The sequence below is a fragment of the Paenarthrobacter sp. TE4293 genome (assembly GCF_050435325.1).
GTDB lineage: Bacteria > Actinomycetota > Actinomycetes > Actinomycetales > Micrococcaceae > Arthrobacter > Arthrobacter nitroguajacolicus_C.
The window spans coordinates 239,722-263,510 of sequence record NZ_JBNJRY010000001.1 but is presented as its reverse complement, the minus strand read 5'-3'; the positions used below and the strand labels follow the sequence as shown (position 1 = coordinate 263,510).

General features: G+C 62.8%; 21 protein-coding genes. 18 read left to right on the top strand and 3 right to left on the bottom strand.

Annotated elements, in window-relative coordinates:
* Positions 1–37: 37 nt before the first annotated feature.
* On the bottom strand, positions 38–943 hold the full coding sequence (locus tag QF015_RS01265; RefSeq protein ID WP_310204710.1) for a PAC2 family protein: 906 nt from the start codon (positions 941–943) through the stop codon (positions 38–40).
* A gap of 30 nt (positions 944–973) precedes the next feature.
* Here QF015_RS01265 and QF015_RS01260 point away from each other — a divergent pair, with 30 nt between their 5' ends.
* The 18 genes from QF015_RS01260 (at position 974) to QF015_RS01175 (ending at position 22,059) form a co-directional block, all read left to right on the top strand.
* Positions 974–1,786 (top strand): HAD family hydrolase, encoded by an 813-nt coding sequence (locus QF015_RS01260; RefSeq protein WP_310204707.1) that lies wholly within the window; start codon positions 974–976, stop codon positions 1,784–1,786.
* A complete protein-coding gene (locus tag QF015_RS01255) occupies positions 1,787–2,950 on the top strand; it encodes a site-2 protease family protein (protein WP_310204705.1) in 1,164 nt (387 codons plus the stop codon). It abuts the gene before it with no gap.
* A 115-nt stretch (positions 2,951–3,065) separates the two neighbouring features.
* Positions 3,066–4,145 (top strand): tRNA (adenine-N1)-methyltransferase, encoded by a 1,080-nt coding sequence (locus tag QF015_RS01250; protein ID WP_310204703.1) that lies wholly within the window; start codon positions 3,066–3,068, stop codon positions 4,143–4,145.
* Positions 4,146–4,242: 97 nt separating this feature from the next.
* Positions 4,243–6,051 (top strand): proteasome ATPase, encoded by a 1,809-nt coding sequence (gene arc / locus QF015_RS01245; RefSeq protein WP_310204701.1) that lies wholly within the window; start codon positions 4,243–4,245, stop codon positions 6,049–6,051.
* A gap of 50 nt (positions 6,052–6,101) precedes the next feature.
* The gene (gene dop, locus QF015_RS01240; RefSeq protein ID WP_310205651.1) at positions 6,102–7,721 is read left to right on the top strand and encodes a depupylase/deamidase Dop; all 1,620 of its coding nucleotides are present in this window, start codon (positions 6,102–6,104) and stop codon (positions 7,719–7,721) included.
* A gap of 118 nt (positions 7,722–7,839) precedes the next feature.
* On the top strand, positions 7,840–8,043 hold the full coding sequence (locus QF015_RS01235; protein WP_024816739.1) for a ubiquitin-like protein Pup: 204 nt from the start codon (positions 7,840–7,842) through the stop codon (positions 8,041–8,043).
* Between the two features lie 80 nt (positions 8,044–8,123).
* The gene (gene prcB, locus QF015_RS01230; RefSeq protein ID WP_310204697.1) at positions 8,124–8,933 is read left to right on the top strand and encodes a proteasome subunit beta; all 810 of its coding nucleotides are present in this window, start codon (positions 8,124–8,126) and stop codon (positions 8,931–8,933) included.
* Between the two features lies 1 nt (position 8,934).
* Positions 8,935–9,642, top strand: coding sequence for a proteasome subunit alpha (gene prcA / locus QF015_RS01225; RefSeq protein WP_310204696.1), 708 nt, complete (start codon positions 8,935–8,937; stop codon positions 9,640–9,642).
* A 1-nt stretch (position 9,643) separates the two neighbouring features.
* Positions 9,644–11,008, top strand: coding sequence for a Pup--protein ligase (gene pafA / locus QF015_RS01220; protein WP_310204695.1), 1,365 nt, complete (start codon positions 9,644–9,646; stop codon positions 11,006–11,008).
* A 129-nt stretch (positions 11,009–11,137) separates the two neighbouring features.
* Positions 11,138–12,064, top strand: a complete 927-nt coding sequence (locus QF015_RS01215) for an FKBP-type peptidyl-prolyl cis-trans isomerase (protein ID WP_310204694.1) — start codon at positions 11,138–11,140, stop codon at positions 12,062–12,064.
* An 88-nt stretch (positions 12,065–12,152) separates the two neighbouring features.
* A complete protein-coding gene (locus QF015_RS01210) occupies positions 12,153–12,548 on the top strand; it encodes an FKBP-type peptidyl-prolyl cis-trans isomerase (protein WP_011774867.1) in 396 nt (131 codons plus the stop codon).
* Between the two features lie 94 nt (positions 12,549–12,642).
* Complete coding sequence (locus tag QF015_RS01205; protein ID WP_429386338.1) at positions 12,643–14,655, top strand: helix-turn-helix transcriptional regulator; 2,013 nt, start codon at positions 12,643–12,645, stop codon at positions 14,653–14,655.
* A 9-nt stretch (positions 14,656–14,664) separates the two neighbouring features.
* A complete protein-coding gene (locus tag QF015_RS01200) occupies positions 14,665–15,015 on the top strand; it encodes a hypothetical protein (protein ID WP_310204672.1) in 351 nt (116 codons plus the stop codon).
* A gap of 36 nt (positions 15,016–15,051) precedes the next feature.
* Entirely contained in the window at positions 15,052–15,321 is a 270-nt protein-coding gene (tatA, locus tag QF015_RS01195) for a Sec-independent protein translocase subunit TatA (protein ID WP_310204669.1), read from the top strand.
* A gap of 6 nt (positions 15,322–15,327) precedes the next feature.
* The gene (tatC, locus tag QF015_RS01190) at positions 15,328–16,164 is read left to right on the top strand and encodes a twin-arginine translocase subunit TatC (protein ID WP_310204666.1); all 837 of its coding nucleotides are present in this window, start codon (positions 15,328–15,330) and stop codon (positions 16,162–16,164) included.
* Between the two features lie 24 nt (positions 16,165–16,188).
* The gene (locus tag QF015_RS01185) at positions 16,189–19,173 is read left to right on the top strand and encodes a DEAD/DEAH box helicase (RefSeq protein ID WP_310204663.1); all 2,985 of its coding nucleotides are present in this window, start codon (positions 16,189–16,191) and stop codon (positions 19,171–19,173) included.
* 49 nt (positions 19,174–19,222) lie between these two features.
* The gene (locus tag QF015_RS01180) at positions 19,223–20,881 is read left to right on the top strand and encodes an amidohydrolase (RefSeq protein WP_310204660.1); all 1,659 of its coding nucleotides are present in this window, start codon (positions 19,223–19,225) and stop codon (positions 20,879–20,881) included.
* A gap of 428 nt (positions 20,882–21,309) precedes the next feature.
* Positions 21,310–22,059 (top strand): polyprenol monophosphomannose synthase, encoded by a 750-nt coding sequence (locus tag QF015_RS01175; protein WP_310204658.1) that lies wholly within the window; start codon positions 21,310–21,312, stop codon positions 22,057–22,059.
* Between the two features lie 81 nt (positions 22,060–22,140).
* Here QF015_RS01175 and QF015_RS01170 read toward each other — a convergent pair whose 3' ends face one another.
* Both QF015_RS01170 and QF015_RS01165 read right to left on the bottom strand, forming a co-directional pair.
* Entirely contained in the window at positions 22,141–22,488 is a 348-nt protein-coding gene (locus QF015_RS01170) for an RNA polymerase-binding protein RbpA (RefSeq protein ID WP_011774875.1), read from the bottom strand.
* A gap of 256 nt (positions 22,489–22,744) precedes the next feature.
* Positions 22,745–23,722, bottom strand: a complete 978-nt coding sequence (locus QF015_RS01165) for an SPFH domain-containing protein (protein WP_429386333.1) — start codon at positions 23,720–23,722, stop codon at positions 22,745–22,747.
* Positions 23,723–23,789: the final 67 nt, after the last annotated feature.

The window sequence follows — 23,789 nt, the reverse complement described above, 5'->3', positions numbered from 1 at the left end:
GACATATCGTCAGGGCCGTTGCTTGTTGTGGGGGTCGTTACGGCCGCTCTTTACCGCGACGCTTGAGGTAACGCTCGAATTCGCGGGCAATGGATTCGCCCGAGGCTTCCGGGAGGTCTGCCGTGTCCTTGGCCTCTTCCAGTTGCCGCACGTACGCGGCAATCTCAGGATCCTCGGTGGCGAGCTCGTCCACTCCACGCTCCCAAGCCTCGGATTCTTCGGCCAGTGCAAGGCTGTCCAACGGAACCTGGAGCAGGTCCTCAACCTTGTGCAGGATCGCGAGCTGGGCTTTGGGCGACGGCGGCTGGGCGACGTAGTGCGGAACTGCCGCCCACAAGGACACTGTCGGCAGACCCGCCAGCATGGCAAACTCCGCCAGGACGCCTACGATGCCCACCGGCCCTTCGTACTGGGAAGCCTCGAGGTTGAGCCGCTCCCTCAGGGAGCTGTCCTCGGTGGTGGTGCTGACAGGGATGGGACGGCTGTGCGGCACATCGGCCAGCAACGCACCGATCAGGATGACGGAGTCAACCTTGAGTGCTTCGGCATGGACCAACAGCTCAGTGGTGTAAGCACGCCAGCGGTAGGAAGGTTCGGTGCCGAGGACGAACACCACGTCCACGTTGCTGTCCGGTACGGACGCCTTGTAAATCCGGGTTGATGGCCATTTGACCTTCCGGGCACCGGAGGACGTTCGCCTCACGGTGGGCCGGGTGAACTGGAAGTCGTAGTACTCCTCGGCATCCACAGTGGCAACCTTCTTGCCGTCCCACAACTTGTTCAAGTAGTGCAGCGCATCGCTGGCGGCCTCACCGGCGTCGTTCCAGCCCTCAAACGCAGCGAGCATTACGGTGACTCGCCGGCCTTCCGCGGGTTCCTTGAGGAAACGCTCGGGCTCCGCGGTGATGTCCTGCCCTTCGGGGGTCCCGTCCACACTGTTCATCCACTCACCCTACGTCCAAGACCCTCGTGGATGCATGGCATTTCATGTCAATGCGTGTCACCGATTCGCCCACAGCGCAATGCACGCACAGCCGTCCGCCAGGTTCCACGTAGACTTGAAACCATGCATTCCTCACCCAGCCAGCCCCTCCTCAAAGCCGTGCTCTGGGATATGGATGGCACACTCGTGGACACCGAGCCCTACTGGATCGCGGCCGAGCGTGCGCTGGTGGAGTCCCATGGCGGAAGCTGGTCCCACCAGCAGGCCATGCAGTTGGTGGGGCAATCATTGCTGCACTCGGCTGCCGTCCTTCAAGCCGCCGGGGTCAGGCTTGAGGCACGCGACATCGTCGACACCCTGAGTGCCCAGGTCATTGAGCAGGTCCGCAACGAGGTCCCATGGCGGCCCGGTGCGCGCGAACTGTTGGACGACCTCAACGAAGCCGGCATCCGTTGTGCCTTGGTGACAATGTCCGAGGGCCCCTTGGCAGGCGTAGTTGTCGAGAGCCTGCCCAAGCCCTACTTCGAGTTCATGGTCACTGGCGATACCGTCGCCAACGGAAAGCCGCACCCGGAGGCCTACCTCACGGCGGTTGAACGACTCCGCCTGGACGACCCGTCCCTCACCATCCATCATTGTGTCGCCTTGGAAGACTCCGTTCCCGGCGCCACGGCGGCCATTGCTTCGGGGGTGGTGACGGTGGGGATTCCACACCAGGTGCCCCTGCCCGAGGACCCGCGCATGGTCAGGTGGGACACCCTGGTGGGCAGGAACACCCACGACGTCCAGAGCCTGGTGGTTGAACGCTTGGCTGCAGCAAACCTGTTGGAAGGGGCCAACTAGGTGAGCACCTCTCCCGCACCGCATCACGTTGCCAGCAAGAAGGACGGCATACCCCTCGGGAAAATTGCGGGCATTCCTGTCTTCCTCGCCTATTCGTGGTTTGTGATTGCCGGCTTCACCGTGATCGTTTATGGTCCGGCCCTGCTGGTGCGGATGCCCGATCTTGGTCTCGGAGCATACTTCGTTGCCCTGGGTTACGCCCTGCTGCTTGCTGTTTCCGTTCTGGTCCATGAGCTTGCCCACGCGCTCAGCGCCAAGGCCTTCAACTGGCCGACGGAAAAGATTGTGCTGAACCTGTGGGGCGGCCACACCCAATTTGAGAATTTCACGGCTTCGCCGGGACGTTCAGTGGTGGTGGCCCTTGCCGGCCCGGCGTCCAACTTCGTCTTGGCCGCCGGAATGTGGGCCGTGCTTTCATCCGGCTCGCTCAGCGGCGTGGCAGACATCCTTGCCAACATCCTGATGTGGGCAAACCTCTTGATCGGCTTGTTCAATATCCTCCCAGGCTTGCCGCTGGATGGCGGCCGCCTGGTGGAATCTGCTGTCTGGAAAGCAACCGGCAGCCAGGACAAGGGCACCATCGCCGCGGGCTGGTCCGGCCGCATTATCGTTGCCGCTTTGGTCATCTGGTTCATCGGCCTTCCGCTCCTGAGCGGCTCGCCCCTGGACATCAACCTGATGCTGATCACCGTCCTCGTCTGCGGTTTCCTGTGGATGGGCGCGTCAAGTTCCATCCACCACGCCAAGCTCCGCAGCCGCCTCTACCTGGTGAGCGCTGCGGGCCTGGCAGAGCGCGCCGTAGGCGTGCCGAACTCGTCCACCGTTGCCGATGTCCTGGACATTTCCCCGGCGGGGACTCCCGCCGTCGTGATCTGCGGTCCGGACGGGAAACCGCAGGGTGTGGTGGACTTCGGCGCAGCGGCAGCTGTGCCCGCGCAAGCCACGACGTCGACGCCCGTCACCGCCGTGGCACACGCCCTCGCTGCAGGGGCGTATGTGCCGGAATGGTCCAAGGGCCAGGAGCTGATCCAGTACTTGGCACGGCTGGAGGGCGGCGAATACGCTGTGGTGGATCACAACGGAGTCGTCACAGGCCTCCTCCGCCAGCAGGCCGTGGTGACGGCCATTACAGGCAAGGAAGCCCGCCGGAGCGGGCGCGCCTGACATCCTTGCCGGTAGAGTTGCATGCCGGCGGTTTTACCGAAGAACCTACATATTTTTGGCGTCCACCCGCCAGCAAGACGTTGCGGCACAGCCGTACAGGAGCGAGGAACAGTACATGAGCAGCGAAACCGCCGCCCCCGAAGCAAATGCAGGCACCGACGAGGCACCTGCCGGCCGGAACCTGGCAGGCCAGGGGATGCAGCCCACCGGCGCTGCCCGCCGCCGCGGGCCTTTCCGCGTTGGCGAGCGGGTCCAGCTCACGGATGAACGCGGCCGCATGAACACCATCACCTTGGAGGTCGGCGGCGCTTTCCATACCCACCGCGGCTTCCTGAACCACGATGAGATCATCGGCAAGGTGGATGGCTCCGTGGTCAGCAACAACGTTGGCCAGCAGTACCAGACCCTCCGTCCGCTGTTGTCCGACTTCGTCCTGTCCATGCCCCGTGGCGCCGCTGTCGTTTACCCCAAGGACGCCGGCCAGATCGTCACCATGGCGGACATCTTCCCGGGCGCACGTGTTGTGGAAGCAGGCGTGGGCTCCGGCGCCCTTTCGATCTCGTTGCTGCGGGCAGTAGGCGACGGCGGCTACCTCCACTCCTTTGAGCGTCGCGAAGAATTCGCCGACATCGCCCGCGGAAACGTGGAGACCATCTTCGGTGGACCGCACCCCGCATGGCAGATCTCCCTGGGAGACTTCCAGGAAGAAGTGGTCAAGGCCGAGGCCCCCGGCTCCGTGGACCGGGTAGTACTGGACATGCTCGCTCCGTGGGAGTGCCTGGATGCCGTTGCCACCGTCCTGGCCCCTGGCGGTGTCTGGATCAACTACGTAGCAACTGTCACCCAGCTGTCCCGCACTGCTGAGGCCATCCGCGCCGACGGCCGTTTTACCGAGCCCGACGCCTGGGAATCGATGGTCCGCGGTTGGCACCTTGAGGGCCTTGCCGTCCGCCCGGACCACCGCATGGTGGCCCACACCGGTTTCCTCCTGGTGACCCGCCGCCTGGCAGATGGCGTCACCGGAATCTCCGTCAAGCGCCGCCCGTCAAAGACCGAGTTCAGCGAAGAGGACCTCAACGCGTGGACCCCCGGAGCGGTAGGGGAGCGATCTGTTTCCGACAAGAAACTTCGTCGGGCTGCGCGGGACGCCATCGCCGGAACCAACGTTCAGGATGATCCCCCGGTCACAAACTGACAAAGGTCACAATAGGGTCCGCATTCCGGATGTCACCCAGCACCCTGAGCTTTTCGGGACTAAGGTCTTGTTAAGCGCAGGAAGGGGCTGATGAATCGTGGATACGTCAAACAACGACCTTGGACGACCGACGCCGGAAGAAGCACACGCCGCAGCGGAAGAAGCAGCAAGCCGGGGGCTTGCCGCGGTCCAACCGCCCGAGCCCTCGAGTGAACTGACTGTTGCCGAACGGCAAATCAATATCCTCAGGGACAAGCTTCGCCATATCGACCGCCAGTTGGCAGCCGCTACCCAGAACAACAGCAAGCTCGTGAGCATGCTGGAAACGGCCAAGGCTGAAATTCTCCGTTTGAAGGGCGCCCTGGAGCAGGAAGGCCAACCGCCTTACAGCTTCGGAACAGTGGTGCAGATCAACCCGAGGAAGCAGCCTGCTGCCGGCAGTTCCGGTCAAGCCGCCACTGAAGAGTCAGTGGACATCTTCAATGCCGGCCGCAAGATGCGCGTCGGGGTCAGCCCGTTGGTCAACGTGAACCAGCTCGCGGTGGGGCAGGAGGTCCTCCTCAACGAAGCATTGCTGGTGGTGGCCGGGCTCGGCTATGAGCGTGCGGGCGAACTGGTGACGCTCAAGGAAATGCTGGGCAAGGACCGCGCCCTCGTCGTGGGCCGGGCTGATGAGGAACGCGTAGTCCGGCTTTCAGGTGCGCTGCAAAGTGTCCACCTGAAGGTCGGCGACGCTTTGTCCCTGGACTCCCGCACCGGCTATGCGCTGGAGAAGGTACCCCGCGCCGAGGTGGAGAACCTCGTGCTCGAAGAAGTCCCGGACATCACCTACCAGGACATTGGCGGTCTCGGTCCCCAGATCGAACAGATCCGCGACGCCGTGGAACTGCCGTTCCTGCATCCGGACCTTTACCGTGAGCACGGGTTGAAGGCCCCCAAGGGCATTCTCCTCTACGGCCCCCCAGGCTGCGGCAAGACCCTCATCGCCAAGGCCGTCGCCAATTCGCTTGCGGCGCGGGCCGCGGAACGTGCCGGCAACACCGACCTCAAGAGCTACTTCCTGAATATCAAGGGCCCGGAGCTCCTGGACAAGTACGTGGGAGAAACCGAGCGGCACATCCGTCTCATCTTCTCGCGTGCCCGGGAAAAGGCTTCCGATGGCAGTCCGGTAGTTGTCTTCTTCGACGAAATGGACTCGCTCTTCCGCACGCGCGGAACCGGCGTGTCCTCCGACGTCGAAACCACCATCGTGCCGCAGCTGCTGAGCGAAATCGATGGTGTGGAGCGCTTGGACAACGTGATCGTCATTGGCGCCTCCAACCGTGAGGACATGATCGATCCCGCCATCCTCCGGCCGGGACGCCTAGACGTCAAAGTCAAGATCCAGCGTCCCGACGCCGAAGCGGCAGCGGACATTTTCGGGAAATACATCACCACCGACCTCCCATTCCATGCCCAGGACCTGGCTGAGTACGGGGGAGACGTGCAGGCAACCGTTGACGCCATGGTGCAGCGCACCGTGGAGGCCATGTACTCCACGGAGAAGTCCAATGAGTACCTCGAAGTCACCTACGCCAATGGCGACACGGAGATGCTGTACTTCAAGGACTTCAACTCCGGTGCCGTGGTGCAGAACGTGGTGGACCGCGCCAAGAAATACGCCATCAAGGACCTCCTGACCAACAACCAAAAAGGGCTCCGGATCGAGCACTTGCTGCGGGCAGTGGTGGACGAATTCCGTGAGCACGAGGACATGCCCAACACCACCAACCCGGATGACTGGGCACGGATCTCGGGCAAGAAGGGCGAGCGGATCACCTATATCCGCACGATCGTCCAGGGCAAGGCCGGCCAGGAGCCGGGCAAGTCCATTGAAACCACCGCCAACACGGGCCAGTACCTGTGACAGCAAGACCTGAGGGTACGACTGCTGGAAAGTTGCCCGCCGGCGGTGCCATGCGCGTCATGGGCTCGGAAACTGAATACGGAATCCACGCTCCGTCGGCTCCTGGGGCAAATGCCACGATGATGTCCGCCAGGATCATCCAGGCGTATGCCACGGTGACCCGGCAACGGGCAGCCGGGGGAGCCGAAACGCGCTGGGACTACACCGATGAGGAACCGTTGCACGATGCCCGCGGGTGGACGGTGGACAGGGCAACGGCGGATCCCAGCCAACTCACGGACCAACCGCCAGTGCTCGACGCCGAGGCAGTCGCCTTGGCGTACGGGCGCCAGGAGTTGGAACTCGACGGAGCGGACGAGTCCGGATCCTTGCTGATGAACATGGTCCTGGGCAATGGTGCACGCCTGTATGTGGACCACGCGCACCCGGAGTATTCGAGTCCTGAGGTCACCAACCCGCGCGATGCCGTGGCGTGGGACGCCGCAGGCGACCTGGTTGCCTTGGCTACCGTCCGGAAGGTCGCCGCTGACATCAGCCTTCCGCCCATCAACCTCTACAAGAACAACACCGACAACAAATCGGTGTCCTACGGTTCGCACGAGAACTACCTCATGCCCCGCTCTGTTCCCTTCGGTGACATCATCCGGGGCCTGACTCCATTCTTCGTGTCCCGGCAGGTAATCTGCGGCGCCGGCCGGGTGGGCCTGGGCCAGGACAGTTCGACTCCCGGCTACCAGATCAGCCAAAGGGCGGACTTCTTCGAGGCCGAGGTGGGGCTGGAGACAACCATCCGGCGTCCCATCATCAACACCAGGGATGAGCCCCACGCAACAGCTGACAAGTACCGCCGGCTCCACGTCATCATTGGGGACGCAAACCTCAGCCAGTCCTCGAACTACCTGAAGTTCGGCACGACGGCCATGGTCCTGAGCCTCATTGAGGCCGGGCAGGCACCCAGGATAGAGGTCCACGAGCCCGTCCAGGCACTGCAGGCCATCAGCCATGACACAACGCTGACGGCTACCGTCAGGTTGCTCGACGGCCGGCGGGTTACGGCCTTGGACGTCCAATGGATGTACTACGAAGCGGCCGCCAAACTGGCCCAGGAGACCGGGGTGGCCGATTCGGTCACCGGCGATGGCCACACGCATGATGTTTTGTCCCGTTGGGAATCCACGCTGACGACTCTGGGAAGCGACCTGGACGCAGCCGCTTCCTCCGTGGAGTGGGTGGCCAAGAAGTCGCTGCTGGAAGGTTACCGGAACCGCGACGGACTGGAATGGAACGACGCCCGGCTCGGCTTGGTGGATCTTCAGTGGTCCGACATCAGGCCGGAAAAGGGCCTGTACTACAGGCTCCTGTCCAAGGACCGTATGGTGCGGATTGTCGACGACGGTGACATTGTCCGGGCGGTGACCGAACCGCCGTCGGACACCCGCGCGTACTTCCGCGGGCGATGCGTGTCCAAATTTGGCAAAGATGTTGTCGGGGCCAGTTGGGACTCTGTGATTTTCGATGTTCCGAGCCTGGGCAAGCTGCAGAGAGTACCCACGCGCGAGCCCTTGCGGGGCACCGAGTCATTGACCGGCGCGCTCTTTGAACGCCACCAGGATGCCGGCTCGTTCCTCTCGGAGTTGATGGGCCGGAATCAACCGCCGTCGAAGAGCTGAACCGTCCCGCCACGGGAGGATTCGGGCCTGGCCAAAGCCGTACGCAGCAGCCCGCAGCGTGGCAATATGGCAGTAGGAAGTCTCCGCCATCAGGGGACTGACAGTAGGGAGAAAGAAAATGGCAGCTCAGGAGCAACAACAACCACAGTCGCGGGAAACCGAAACTGAAGTGGACGTCCCGGAAGCCCCGCCGGCAGCACCCGAGGCCCAGGCCTCGGACGCGACCCAGGGTGTGGATGACCTCCTCGATGAAATCGACGGCGTTTTGGAATCCAACGCCGAAGAATTCGTCAGGGCCTTCGTTCAAAAGGGCGGCCAGTAACCGGACCCCACCACAGGATGTACTGCCCGGCCGGCGTGAGGCCGCCGGGCATCGGAACGCAGAGTCGAAGGAGTGCAGCAATGCAGGACCCATCAACCGGCCCCCTGGCCACCCAGGCAACATCCTCTTTCACGGAGCATCTCCAACGCTCGCGTCCCGAGCTCCTTCCGTTCAACCAGTCATTACCGGCAGGCACGGTACCGTCCACGCCACACGCCACCACCATTGTCGCGTTGACGTATCCAGGCGGCGTGCTCATGGCGGGGGACCGTCGCGCCACCATGGGCAATGTCATCGCCAGCAGGCACATCGAGAAAGTGTTCCCCGCTGACGAGTTTTCCGTCCTGGGCATTGCAGGTACTGCCGGCCTCGCCATCGACATCACCCGTCTTTTCCAGGTCGAACTGGAACATTACGAGAAGATCGAGGGCACTCTGCTCAGCCTGGTGGGCAAGGCCAACCGTCTTGGAGCCATGATCCGCGGAAACCTGCCCATGGCCATGCAGGGAATGGCGGTCGTTCCGTTGTTCGCCGGCTTCGACCACGTCTCGGGCGTGGGCAGGCTGTTCTCCTACGACGTCACCGGCGGCCGCTACGAAGAGCAGGAACACCACTCCGTAGGCTCGGGATCCGTGTTTGCCCGTGGAGCCCTGAAGAAGCTGTGGAAGCCGAACCTTTCAGAGGAAGCAGCAGTTGCCGTGGCCGTTGAAGCGCTGTACGACGCCGCCGACGACGATTCAGCCACTGGCGGGCCCGACCCCGTCCGCCAGCTGTGGCCTGTGGTCTACACCGTGAACCGTGCCGGGAACCGCCGGGTCCCGGAACGGGACCTTGCGGCGATAGCAGGCGACATCGTCGAATCCCGGGCCATTGCCGGACGGGAGGCCTGACGTGACCCAGCAGTTCTATGTCTCGCCCGAACAACTGATGAAGGACCGTGCGGATTTCGCACGGAAAGGCATTGCACGTGGCAGGTCAGTGGTGGTGATCAGTTGCTCGGATGGCATCGCGTTGATTGCGGAGAACCCCTCACCGTCGCTGCACAAGATTGGTGAGATCTACGACAAGATCGCGTTCGCAGCAGTGGGCAAGTACAACGAGTTCGAAAGCCTCCGGCAGGCAGGCGTCCGTTACGCCGACGTCAGGGGCTACTCCTACGACCGTGAAGATGTCACCGCCCGAGGCCTGGCCAGCGTCTATGCCCAAAGCCTCGGCGCCGTGTTCACAGCCGAACAGAAACCCTTCGAAGTGGAACTGGCCGTCGCTGAAGTCGGTTTGGCGCAGGAACAGGACCACCTCTACCGGTTGACTTTTGACGGCTCAATCGCAGACGAGAACGGCTTCGTGGTCATGGGCGGGCTGGCTGACCAAATATCCGACGTCGTCAGCGGGGCTTGGGATCCCGAACTCAGCTTGGCCGGGGCCATGCGCCTGGCCCTGCGCGCCCTGGCCACGGACAAGGAACTTGAGGCGCTGCCGGCTACCGCCGTCGAAGCTGCAGTCCTGTATCGCGCGTCCGAAAGCCATCGCGGTTCCCGCAGGGCGTTTCGGCGGCTTTTGCCGGAGGACATGACCCGGTTGCTCACAGAGGAGGCTTGAGATGGACAAGAGAATATTTGGCATCGAAACGGAATTCGGCATCTCCTATTCCAGCCCCGATTCGCGTCCGCTGGCCCCTGAGGAAGTGGCCCGCTACCTGTTCCGCAAGGTCGTCAGCTGGGGTCGCTCCTCCAATGTGTTCCTGACCAACGGATCGCGGCTTTACCTGGACGTGGGTTCGCATCCTGAGTACGCCACTGCCGAGTGTGACGACCTTGCACAGTTGATCGCCCACGACAGGGCCGGGGAGCTCATCCTCGACGACCTCGTGGACGAAGCCCAGGCGCGGCTGGCGGCCGAAGGCTTCAATGGCACGGTGTACCTGTTCAAGAACAACACCGACTCCGCGGGGAACTCCTACGGCAGCCACGAGAACTACCTGATACCCCGGCGCGGGGAGTTCTCGCGCCTGGCCGAGATCCTCATACCCTTCCTTGTAACGCGCCAGCTGATCGCCGGCGCCGGCAAGGTGCTCAAGACGCCACACGGTGCCACCTTCGCTTTCTCACAGCGCGCCGACCACATCTGGGAAGGCGTGTCCTCGGCTACCACACGGTCCAGGCCCATCATCAATACCCGGGACGAGCCCCACGCCGACGCCGAGTTCTACCGCAGGCTCCATGTCATCGTGGGGGACTCGAACATGTCGGAAACCACCGCCTTGCTCAAGGTGGGAACAGTGGACCTTATCCTGCGCATGATCGAGTCGGGAGTGATCATGAGGGACATGCGGATGGAGAACCCCATCCGCAGCATCCGCGAGATTTCGCACGACCTCACGGGCCGGGCCCTGGTCAGGCTGGCCAACGGCAGGCAGCTCACTGCCCTTGATATCCAGCGGGAGTACCTGACGAAGGTTACTGAGTTCGTGGCCACGAACGGCGCGCACAATGCCCACGTTCCCCTCATCCTGGACTTGTGGAAGCGCACGCTGGATGCCATCGAAAGCGGTGACACCAGCACCATCGATACCGAGGTGGACTGGGCCATCAAGAAGAAATTGATGGACGGCTACATGCGCCGCCACGATCTCAGCCTGGATTCGCCGCGCATCGCCCAGCTCGACCTCACCTACCACGACATCTCCCGGCAACGGGGAATCTTCTTCCTGCTGCAAGCGCGGGGGGCAGCCCGCCGACTGGTCACGGAAACGGACGTCAAGGACGCAGTGGATGCGCCGCCGCAAACAACCCGGGCGAAACTGCGCGGGGACTTTGTCCGCCGGGCCCAGGAGCTTGGCCGCGATTACACCGTTGACTGGGTCCACCTGAAGCTGAACGACCGCGCGCACCAGACGATTCTTTGCAAAGATCCATTCCGGAGCGTCGACGAGCGCGTCGATGCCCTCCTGGACTCCATGGGCTGACCCGGCTTAAAAGCTGGCTCCCAGCTTCGCGGGCTATTCTGGATAGTGGTCTCTTCCCGAGAGACCACCGGCTTGGATGCGCAACGCGCCTTTCCGAGTGTCCCTTGCCCCGACGAAAGTGTCTTTTTTGTGCGCCGACTCCTAGCAATTCTCCTGCCCGCCCTTTTGCTCATCACCGCGTGTGGTGGCCAGAGCACTCCGGCCGCCGAGCCCACCAGCAAGTCCGTTGGCGACGTCTCCAAGCTTGACTCCGTAAAGGTGACGGACAACGGCAACGACAAAGCGCCGAGCATTGAATTCTCCAAGCCCCTCACCGTGGCCGAGCCCACGGTTGACGTCGTCAGCGAAGGCGATGGAGCCCGCGTCAAGGCGGGTCAAACAGCCGAACTGGCTTACGTCGCCGTAGACGGAAACGATGGCAAGACGCTTGAAGACGGCTACGCGAACGGACCCCAGCCGATCGAGCTGACGGACCAGATCAAGTCCAGCAACGAACTGATCTACAACGCCATTATCGGGGCCAAGGTAGGCAGCCACGTTGCCATCGCTGCTCCCGGTAATTCCTCGGGCGGTACCCCCGCGTCGACGCAACTGGTGGTCTTCAAGATCGTCTCAGCCGAAGATGCTGCACCTGTGCTGGAGAAGCCCGAAGGCGAAACCGTCACCCCTCCGGCGGGACTTCCCACTGTCAAGGAAGACGACAAGGGCATTCCCCAGATCTCCGTGGAAGGCGTCGCTGCACCCAAGGAACTCGTGGCCCAGGATCTCATCAAGGGTTCCGGAGCCGCAGTCAAGGCAACTGACACCCTGACGGTCAACTACGTCGGCGTCAACCTCGTCGGTGGCACCAAGTTCGATTCCAGCTATGACCGGGGGGAACCCACCAGCTTCCCGCTCACTGGCGTGATCAAGGGCTGGACCCAGGGGCTTGAAGGCAAGACGGTTGGGTCCCGCGTCCTCCTGGTCATCCCGCAGGACCTCGCCTACGGTGAAGCTGGCCAGGGCGAAGCCAAGGGCGACCTCGTGTTCGTCGTCGATATCCTCGGCGTCAAGTAACCACTGCCACAACTTCGACAAGACTGCCGGGCACTGCCTTAGGCTGGTTCCTGACATCAATCCGTCCCTCACATCACAAGGAGCAACCATGTCATTTGGTCAGCGTGACTTCGACCGCACCAAGCCCGAAATCGACTTCCCGGAAGGTGACGTACCCACGGACCTTGTCATCACGGACCTTATTGAGGGCACCGGCACGGAGGCCAAAGCCGGAGACACCGTGTCCACCCACTACGTTGGCGTCGCCTGGTCCACGGGCGAAGAGTTCGACGCTTCCTGGGGCCGCGGTGCACCGCTGGACTTCCGCGTTGGCGTTGGCCAGGTCATCCAGGGCTGGGACCAGGGCCTGCTGGGCATGAAGGTCGGCGGCCGTCGCCGCCTGGAGATCCCCTCGGAGCTCGCCTATGGCTCCCGCGGTGCCGGCGGAGCCATCAAGCCCAACGAAGCCTTGATCTTCGTTGTCGACCTCGTGGCTGTCCGCTAGGACCGACCGCTTTCGCAAGGCGCGTTTCCTTCCGGTTTCACCGGTCGGTGACGCGCCTTGCTGCATTCCCGCCGGTCTTTAGTAACGTAGCTACGTGTCCGCATCCCGCACTGAACGACTTCTGAACCTCCTCCTGGCCTTGCTCAACACCCGGGTGGGGCTCCCACGCTCCGTCTTGCGCGAGAAGGTGTACCACGATTCCGCCGAGAATGATGTGGCCTTTGGACGCATGTTCGAGCGTGACAAAGTGGATTTGAAGCAGTTTGGGTTTGAGATCGAGACACTCACGGACCCGCGCAGCTTCGGCGGGGACGACCCCGCATCAACGCGCTACCGGATCGGCAAGGACTCCAACAGGCTTCCTGACGTGAGCCTGACCCCGGCGGAGTGCACGGTGCTCCTGCTCGCAGCGCAGCTATGGGAACGTGCAGCCCTGGGATCGGCAGCTGCCAATGCCGTCCGCAAGCTGCAGGCCGCAGGGGGATTCACGGACGTCGACCTCCCCGCCGGGGTCCAACCCCGGATCAAGCCTGCAGGACAAGCCTTCGACGACGTCGTGGCAGCCATGCACGGAAACCATCCGGTCCGCTTCGGCTACCTAGCGGTCAGTACGGGGCGCGAAGAAGTCCGCGAGGTCGAGCCGTGGGGCCTGGGCAGCCGCTTTGGCCAGTGGTACCTTGTGGGCTTTGACCGGGGGAGGGGCGCCAAGCGGCTCTTCCGGCTCTCTCGGATGACCACCGCGGTCAGCGTCGTGCCAGGCAGCAGCTTCGAACCTCCGGTCGCCTTCAATGCCCGTGCCGAACTGGACGCACTCAACGAGTTGCCGGTGCAGCAGGCCACGCTCGCCGTCGACAAGGATCGGCTGCTCGCCCTCCGGAAAAGAATCGTTGACACGGTTTCCGGCGATGACAAGCGCGACCACATCGTCGTGGAGTTCCGTGACCCCGAGGTGTTTGCCGAAGAGCTGGCATCCTACGGCCCCTTGGTGAAGGTGGATGGCCCCGCTGAACTGCGTGCCGCCGTCGTACGCCGCCTCCAAGGTGCCGTGGATTTCGACGCTGCGCCGCCCATGCCAGTGGTGTTCCCGGAGGCTGGGCGCGCCCAACGCGCACGGAAACGCACTTCGGAGGACCAACTGGCCAGGATGCTTCAGCTGGTCCCGTTCCTGGTGCATCATCAGGGACTCCATGTCCAGCAGGTCGCAGACCATTTCGGCATTACCCGCAGGGCGTTGATTGACGATCTCAAGATCCTCATCTGTTCGGGACTCCCCGAGGGATATCCCGATGACCTCTTGGACATCCAGTGGGAGAACGACCACGTCTACATTTCCGAGCATCTGGACCTGAACCGTCCGGTGCGTTTCAGCGAGGATGAGGCCGCCGCGCTGCTGACTGGCCTGGCCATGCTGGGAGATCTCCCGGCGTTGGCGGGCATGTCCGAAGACCAGCCGGGCAGCGCCTTGGAATCCGTCACCATCAAACTGACCGGCGCCGCAGGCCAGGCGGGTCGATTGGCGGGAGCTGTGGCCGGCCAGTCGGTTGAGCCCGAACAATCGCAAGCCTTCGCCGTCATTACTCAGGCGATCAGGGACGGCCAACAACTGCACCTGAAGTATTTGTCCCGGCAAAGGGACGAGTTGTCGGAACGCGACGTGGACCCGCTGCGGCTCTACTCCTTGGACAATACGTGGTATTTCGAAGCGTATTGCCACAGCAAGGCAGGCATCAGGAACTTCCGGCTCGACAGGGTGGAACTCGTGGAACCCAACGGGCGTCCGGTGACGGGGGCCGCCACCGCAGAGCAGGACTTTCCAGCCCGCTTGTTCACCCCCAGTGACGACGACGTCCTGGTGGTCCTGCACCTGACGAGGCAGGGTTCCGGGCTGGCGGACGATTATTACGCTGAGCGCACGGCGCAACTCTCCGACGGCGGCCTCCTCGCCGAGGTAAGGTTCGGCAACGCCGACTGGCTGCCCATGTTCGTGTCGCAGCACGGAGGCTCGGTCCGGATCCTTGCTCCAGAGGCCCTCCGAAAGCAAACCCGAGTATGGCTTGACTCGGCGTTGGCCCAGTACGACTCCCTGTCCGACCGTCCGGCTCGCTAGACTACACAGATGCCTTGGTGGTTCTGGATCCTGTTGTGGATCGCGCTCATAGCCCTTTCGTTGCTGCTTCACTTGACGCTGGGGTATCGCTTGTTCAGGAAATTCATGTCAACTGTTCATGAACTGGGCGACGCGGGTAAACGTTTCAGCAACCTTTCGCCCTCCTTGGAAACCTCCGATGTTGAAACGCCGGAAGTCCGCGCCGAGCCGGGGTCGGCAATTTTTGCCTCACCGGATCAGATGCGTCATGATTACCTGACGGCCAAAGCCTTCCGCCAGGAAGTTCGTCGCCAAAGGCGCGTCAAGCGCAAAGCCGAGCGGGGTCAACCCCAGTCCCTGCACGACATTGAATTCAGTTAGACGTAGGATGTATCCAAAAGGAAAGGACCTCCCCACATGAGGCTCGAAGGCTGGCATCTCATCATCATCATCGTCCTGGCTCTGGTGCTCTTTGCAGCGCCGAAGCTGCCGTCCATGGCGCGCAGCATTGGGCAGTCGATGCGTATTTTCAAGTCTGAAGTCCGGGAGATGAAGAAGGACGGTTCTTCCGAAACGAAGGACTCCCAGGACGCTTCCGACGCCGTCGAAGGCAAGGTAGTGGGCCACCCCGACGTAAAGGCCAAGAACAGCGGCGAGACCGACGTTCCGCCCTCCAACCGCGTCTAAAGAGAAGTGGTAGAGACGAAGGGGCGCAAGGCCAACCCCGAAGCCCGGATGGCGCTCCTTGACCACCTCAAGGAGCTGAAGAACCGGCTCTTCAAGGCTGCAATCGGCGTCATCCTGGGGACCGTGGTGGGCTTCATCGTCTACCAGCCGCTCCTGGAGGCCCTGATCAAGCCGATCAAGGACCTCAATGAGAAAGAGGGCCGCGCGGCGACCCTCAACTTTGATGGCGTAGCCAGTTCGTTTGACCTGATGGTCCAGGTCTCCGTCTTCCTTGGCGTGCTCCTCGCCAGCCCAGTGTGGATCTACCAGCTGTGGGCCTTCATTGTGCCCGGGCTCCACAAGAAGGAGCGCCGCTTGGCGCTGTCCTTCGTAGCCGCGGCGGTACCCCTCTTTATTGGCGGCGTCCTCCTCGCCTGGCTGGTACTCCCCAACGCAGTCCGCGTGTTGACCGATTTCACTCCCGTGGGCGGGTCCAACTTCATCAGTGCCGAGATCTACCTGGCGTTCGTCCTCAGGCTTCTGCTGGCCTTCGGCATTGCCTTCCTGGTTCCTGTTGTCCTTGTTGGATTGAACCTCGCCGGAATCGTCAAGGGAAAGCAGCTCATCAAGAGTTGGCGCATCACCATCTTCCTGGTCTGCTTGTTCGCCGCGATGGCCGCTCCCGGCGCCGATGCCATGAGCATGTTCTACCTCGCAGCACCCATGCTCCTGCTGTTCTTCGCTGCCATCGGAGTTTGCGTCCTGAACGACAGGCGCCGTGAGCGCCGGGCCATCAGGCGCGCAGCTGAGACGGAAGCCACGGCAGACATCGCCACCCCGGCAACGGATCTGGAGAATCTCTAGACCGTGGGCCACTAGGCTTGATGCATGTCCTCCATTTCCGGGTCTCCATCACCATCAGAGAGCTACCAGGCTGCGGCGCAGCGGGCTGCTGAGTCGAAAACCTACCTCGGTGCCTTTGCCCGATCCCTGGATTTTGAGCTTGACGACTTCCAGCGGGAGGCGTGCAAGTCGCTTCAGGAGGGCCGCGGCGTCCTGGTGGCAGCACCCACAGGTGCCGGCAAGACGATCGTGGGCGAGTTCGCCATCTATCTTGCTCTGGAGCGGGGACTCAAAGCTTTCTACACCACGCCTATCAAGGCGTTGAGCAACCAGAAATTCTCCGAACTGGCATCAAAGTACGGTGCGGAAAATGTTGGGCTGCTGACAGGCGACACCACCATCAACGGCGAAGCCCCCGTCGTAGTCATGACCACCGAAGTCCTGCGGAACATGCTGTACGCGGATTCCGAAACCCTGGGTGACCTGGGTTTCGTGGTGATGGACGAAGTCCACTACCTGGCCGACCGCTTCCGGGGTGCAGTGTGGGAAGAAGTGATTATCCACCTGCCCAGTGAGGTGCAGGTGGCCTCGCTGAGTGCCACAGTCTCCAACGCTGAAGAGTTCGGTGCCTGGCTGGACACTGTCAGGGGCGATACCGACGTCATCGTCTCCGAGCACCGCCCCGTGCCATTGTGGCAGCACGTCATGGTCGGCCGGGAAATAGTAGACCTCTTCGCCGGCGACACCACTTTCGATGAGATTGCACCGCAAGCACCTGGAGTACCGGAAACCGAAGTTCCGGACCTTTCCGAGGCCGCTGAGGCAGCGGAGGTGCCGGGCGAACAGGGCGACAGGGGCCGCAGGAACGTCCACGCCAAGCGTTCGGCAGCAGCCAAGGTCAGCCAGGCCGTCATGGGGCCGGAATTTGAAGTTAATCCTGATCTTCTTGCCATGGCCCGTTCTGAAAGCCGCATGAATATGAGCGGCCGCTTTGGCCATGGTGGACGCAGCCGCCGTCGTCAGGACCGGCACCGCGACGACCGGCAGCAGTCCGAGCAGCGCAGCCCCGTCCGGAAGGCAAGCCGCCCGCAGGTCATTGAGAGCCTCAGGCGCCAGGATCTCCTTCCTGCCATTACGTTCATCTTCTCCAGGGCAGGCTGTGACGCTGCGGTGGCCCAGTGCGCAGCTTCGGGGCTGTGGCTGACAACGGAGCGGGAACAGCAGATCATTGCCCAACGCGTGGACGAGGCGAGCCACGAGATTCCGGCGGACGACCTCGATGTCCTCGGTTTCTGGGGTTGGCGCGACGGACTCGTCAGGGGCTTTGCCGCGCATCACGCAGGCATGCTTCCCACCTTCAAGGAAGTAGTGGAGAAGCTCTTTGCCGACGGCTTGGTCAAGGCCGTCTTCGCCACTGAAACGCTGGCCCTCGGCGTCAACATGCCTGCCCGCTGCGTCGTGCTGGAAAAACTGGAGAAGTTCAACGGTGAAGCCCACGTCAACATCACGGCGGGGGAGTACACCCAGCTGACTGGACGCGCAGGCCGACGAGGCATTGATGTTGAGGGTCACGCCGTGGTGCTGTGGCAACCCGGAACAGACCCCGCAGCAGTGGCCGGCCTGGCCTCCCGGCGCACGTACCCCCTGAACTCCAGCTTCAGGCCCACATACAACATGAGCATCAACCTGATTGCCCAGTTTGGACGCGTGCGGGCCCGCGAAATCCTGGAGTCCTCCTTCGCGCAATTCCAGGCAGACCGTTCCGTGGTGGGCCTCGCCCGGCAGGTTCGTGGGCGCGAAGAGTCCTTGGCAGGCTTTGCCAAATCCATGCAGTGTCATCTGGGCGATTTCACCGAGTACGCAAAACTTCGCCGCGAATTGGGCGAGGCGGAGAACTTCGCGGCTCGCGACTACCAGCGCGCCCGTAAATCCCACGTTGCCGATTCCCTGTCCCGGCTGACCCCCGGCGACGTCATCAGCATCTACAGCGGCCGGTTGACAGGGCATGCAGTGGTTCTTGAAGTGGACCGGAATGCCCGCGAACCCCGGCCCTCGGTCCTCACATCGGACAACCAACTCCGTCGCATCGGCGTGCACGACCTCGACGGGCCGGTATCTCCCGTGACGAGGATCCGGATTCCCAAGTCCTTTAATGCCAAAGTTCCCAAGGCGCGCCGCGACCTCGCCTCGTCCATGCGCCACGCCATCAGTGAGGATGCGCCGCACAGCCATCGCAACAGCCGGCATGAGGACTTCGGCCTCGGCGCCCGCCTTCCCGACCAGGAAAAGAAGATCGCCGACTTGAGGCGGGCCCTGCGGGCACACCCGTGCCACGGCTGCAGTGAGCGTGAAGACCATGCCAGGTGGTCTGAGCGTTGGTGGAAGCTTCGTAAAGAAACCGACGGTCTGGTTCGCCAGATCCAGGGCCGTACCAACACCATCGCCAAGACGTTCGACCGCGTCTGCGATGTTCTCTCCGTGTACGGATACCTGGAGTCGAACGACGCCGGACAGGTCAGCATCAGCGTGGATGGGCAGAGGCTGCGCCGGATCTACGGCGAAAAGGATCTGCTGATTTCCCAGTCGGTCCGCCGTGGTGCCCTCAACGATCTCGATGCCGCCGAGCTCGCCTCCCTGGCCAGCACCCTGGTCTACCAAGCCAAACGCGAAGACCGCGGGCTTCGCCCCAGGATGCCCTCTGTTTCGCTGGAGGCTGCCGTGGATATCGTCATCCGCGAATGGTCCCAGTTGGAGGACACCGAAGAACACCACAGGCTTCCCTTGACCGGCGAGCCGGAACTCGGGCTGATGTGGCCCATGTACAAGTGGGCCAAGGGACGCCATCTCCAGGAGGTCCTCAGCGGAACCGACCTCGCCGCCGGCGACTTTGTCCGCTGGGCCAAGCAAGTGGTGGACCTCCTGGACCAACTGGCCAAGATTCCGCAATTGGACCCCCGGGTTGCCCGCATCTGCCGCGAGTCCATTGACCTGGTTCGCCGCGGCGTCGTCGCCTACTCCACGGTGGCATGACGCATCCCGTCATTGATCGACTGATTTCAACGCTCAAGGAGCACAACGCATGAACCAGCCAGGCGTGCCCGCCGGCCAGCACCCCACCGCCAAGGACCGCAAGGTCACGATGTACCGCAACGGGTCGATCTATACGGCCGCTGATCCTTTCGCGACAGCGATGGTGGTCGACGGCGATACCGTCGCGTGGGTGGGCTCGGAACAGGCGGCCACGTCCATCGCCGATTCATCCATGGAAATCATCGACCTTCGCGGGGCCCTCCTTGCGCCGGGATTCGTGGATTCGCATGCGCACCTGACCGAAACAGGGCTGGCCTTGTCCGGCTTGGACCTTTCCCCGGTGCGTTCTGCACAGCAACTGCTCGACGCCGTTGCCACCGCCGCCGGCACCGGCACCATCGTGGGACACGGCTGGGATGAAACGGGATGGGACGACCCCACGCTGCCCACGCTTGACGGGCTCGAGCGTGCAGCGGCCGGACGGCAGGTTTATCTCTCACGCATCGACGTCCACTCGGCCTTGGTTTCCTTATCCCTTGCTGCGGCTGCGGGCCTGCAGGGCCTGGATGGTTTCAACGGCAGCGCCCAGGTGCTGCGGGCAGCACATACCGCGGCACGGCTGGCAGCCCGGCAATTCCCTGCGTCGGAGCGTCGTGGATACCAGGAGCAGGCCCTCCAGGAAGCCGCGTCCCACGGTTATGTTGCGTTGGCGGAAATGTCTGCACCCCACATCAGCGGGCCGGAGGACCTCCGGATGGCGGCTTCCTGGAATGAGCACGGAGGCTACCCGGAGGTCCTTGCTTATTGGGGTGAGCTGGCCTCGTCCGAAGAGCACGCCCAGAGCATCCTTGATGGCTTGGGAACCAATGTCCTGGGGCTCGCCGGGGACCTCAACGTGGATGGTTCCCTGGGATCCCGGACGGCGGCACTCCTGGAGGATTACTCCGACGCGCCCGGAAACCGCGGCAGCTTGTACCTCTCAGCTGAAGAGGCGGCCAAGCATCTTGCTGCCACCTCCCGACTGGGCGTCCAGGCGGGGTTCCACGTCATCGGCGACGCCGGGCTCGCCGCTGTCCTCGATGCTTTGGATGCAGCAGCGGCCGACGTGGGGGAGCAACGTATCCGGGCAGCCGGCCACCGACTGGAACACGTCGAGTTGGCTGACCAGTCTGCCATCGACAGGCTGGCCAAGTACTCCATCACCGTCAGTGTGCAGCCGGGCTTCGACGCCGCGTGGGGAACTCCGGGCGGACTCTATGAACGACGCCTCGGCGGCCGAAGCAACGCCATGAACCCTTTCGCTTCCTTCTACGCAAGTGGTGTGCCCATCGCCTTTGGCAGTGACAGCCCCGTAACCCCCTTGCGGCCGTGGTCCAGTGTCCGCGCCTGCCTGGAGCACAGCAACCCCGATCAGCGAATTTCTGCCCGGGCCGCCTTCCTCGGCCATACCCGGGCAGGCTGGCGCGCCGCAAAGCACCGAAACCCCCTGATGGGCCAGCTGGTGCCCGGGGCACCTGCCAGCTTCGCTGTGTGGGAGGTCGAAGAGCTCATGGTTCAGGTGGCTGACAGCCGCGTACAGTCCTGGAGCACGGACCCGCGGGCGCGGACGCCGCTGTTGCCAGCGCTGGACACGGGCAGCGACCCCCGTTGCCTGCAGACGGTCCGCGAAGGACGCGAACTGTTCGCCCACGAGTCGCTTCGCTCCTAGGGGGAAAAATTTCCACCAACGAGCTGGATCACTGAACTGGACCGACGCAAGGATCCGCAGGTCACAGGCCGGTTGACAGCGTGGGGGGAGCCCGTAGCATTGAGGCTCAACGGACGATCACACAGGGGCGACAGCCGCGGCATGATCATCCGGCCGTGACCGGAAGACGTTCATGGTGGCGGCACCTGGTGGCAGGTCCACAGTGACCCAGAAAACAGTTCGTCCGGGTTTGGTTTTCCCGGCGTCACTGGTCCTGGGCTTGTGGACCTGCCCGGCGCATCCTGGTTCCTGCACCCCAGGCCCCTGTGTCCCGGACCACAACCGCCCGGGGAGTACGCTCGGGCGTCCTATAATGGAGAGTTGCGCCAGAATCCCAGCCGCCAGGTTGGGCCGGCACACTGACCGCTCCATCAAGGAAAGGCCTCTTCTTGCGTGTCCTGACGATCATTCCCACCTACAACGAGCTGGAATCGCTCCCTGTGACGCTGGGACGGCTGCGCGCAGCAGTTCCCGAGTCTGATGTCCTGGTGGTTGACGATAACAGCCCTGACGGCACGGGAAGGCTTGCCGACGAGTTCGCTGCCGCGGACAGCCAGGTGCACGTCCTGCACCGGAAGGGCAAGGAAGGCCTCGGGGCCGCCTATATCGCCGGCTTCAAGTGGGGTCTGGCCGCGGGATACGACGTCCTGGTGGAAATGGACGCGGACGGTTCGCACAAGCCGGAACAATTGCCGTTACTTCTGGATGCCGTCAAGGACGGGGCCGACCTGGCGATGGGTTCGCGCTGGGTCCCCGGTGGCAGCGTTGTTAACTGGCCGCTTTACCGCCAGGCCATCTCTCGCGTTGGCAGCACCTATGCCCGCATCATGCTCGGCGTGAAGATCAAGGATGTTACCGGTGGCTACCGCGCCTTCCGGCGCAGCACACTTGAAGCACTCAACCTCGATGAAGTCGAGTCGGTTGGCTACGGCTTCCAGGTTGACCTCGCATGGCGGGTAGCCAAGCTGGGCCTGCGCATCGAAGAACGCCCCATTACGTTCGTGGAGCGTGAGCTTGGTGCCTCCAAAATGAGCGGCAACATCGTGGTGGAAGCCATGATCAACGTCACCAAGTGGGGACTGGCAGCGCGCTGGGCAAAGCTCACCCGCAAGTCACCGGCCACGGCAAAGCAGCCGTAGTCAGAGAAGTCCGCCACAAAGAAAGGCCGGGCCCGGTTCCCAAGGGAACCGGGCCCGGCCTTTTCTTGTCCGGATAAGGGACTATGCGGAGCGGCGTTCTCCACGGCGCTCACGCAGGATGTTCAGACGATCCTCAAGGATCTGTTCCAACTCAGGAAGGCTGCGGCGCTCCAGCAGCATGTCCCAGTGGGTGCGCACAGCTTTCTCGTTGGCATCCACCGGACGCTCGCCGTCAACCAAAAGAGCTTCCTTGCCGGTCTTGGAAACCCATACCGGGGGAATCTCGGCTTCGCTGGAGAAGGTCACGAAGACCTGTTCGCCGTCCTCGCAACGGTACTCGACCCGCTGGCGCGGTGCCGGTTCAACGCCGGATTCGGTTTCCATGCTTTGGGCGCCAAGACGCATACCCCGCAGGCTGCGATCGCTCATGATTACTCCCTCTGTCTGTACGCGGAGCAGGAACCCCGCGCTGGCCGTAAGCCGTTTTCACGATCCTTACGGACTACTTCTGCACACCTTGCATCACTAATTGCAACGCCTGGCCAAGCTTTAATGTTCCATCCACGCTGAGACAGCCGGACAAATATCACATTATACGCCGATCATGTCCCACTACTCAAAAGCCGGCACAAGCAACGAGCGGCCAGCCGGAAGGGCTGACCGCTCGTGACACCGCAACCCGTGGTTACTCAGCGGGCCTCGCGGGCGGTGTGGACGCTGCCGGTGTAGTTGCCTTGGCTTCATCATTGCCACCAAAGAGGCCAACGGGGGAGTCCCCGTTGTTCCCTCCAAGCGCGCCGCCGATGCCTTTAAGGGCTTCGCCGACTTCGCTGGGAATGATCCAGAGCTTGTTCGAGCTTCCTTCAGCGATCTTCGGAAGGGTCTGCAAGTACTGGTAGGCCAGGAGCTTCTGGTCAGGGTTGCCCTTGTGGATGGCATCGAAGACCTTCTGGATGGCTTGCGCTTCTCCATCAGCGCGCAGGATGGCTGCCTTGGCGTCACCTTCAGCAGCAAGGATGGCCGCCTGTCGCTGGCCTTCCGCCGTGAGGATCTGCGACTGCTTGGTTCCCTCTGCTGTCAGGATTGCAGCACGGCGGTCGCGCTCTGCGCGCATCTGCTTCTCCATCGAGTCCTGGATGGAGTGGGGCGGATCAATCGCCTTCAGTTCCACACGGGACACGCGGATTCCCCAGCGGCCTGTGGCTTCGTCAAGGACGCCACGCAGCTGGCCATTGATCTGGTCGCGGGACGTGAGGGCCTCTTCGAGGTTGAGCCCGCCCACCACGTTGCGAAGCGTCGTGGTTGTCAGCTGTTCTACTGCCTGGATGTAGTTGGCGATCTCATAGGTGGCTGCCCGGGGATCAGTGACCTGGAAATAGACCACGGTGTCGATCGAGACCACCAGGTTGTCTTCGGTGATAACCGGCTGCGGCGGGAATGAGACCACTTGTTCGCGAAGGTCAAGCAACGGCAGGAGCCGGTCGACGAACGGGATAAGGATGGTCAGGCCCGGGTTGAGTGTGCGCTGGTACTTGCCGAGCCGTTCAACGACCCCGGCACGCGCCTGCGGAATGATCCGTACCGACCGGACCAACACAATGATGACAAAAATGACGAGAACAATCAGCACAATTGCTGCTGCTGTTCCTCCTAAGCCGTCCATACATCTCCTTCGTTCCCCAATTGCGTGGTTTGATGCGGCGGTCCGGGTTGTCTTCCCAACCGCTTGA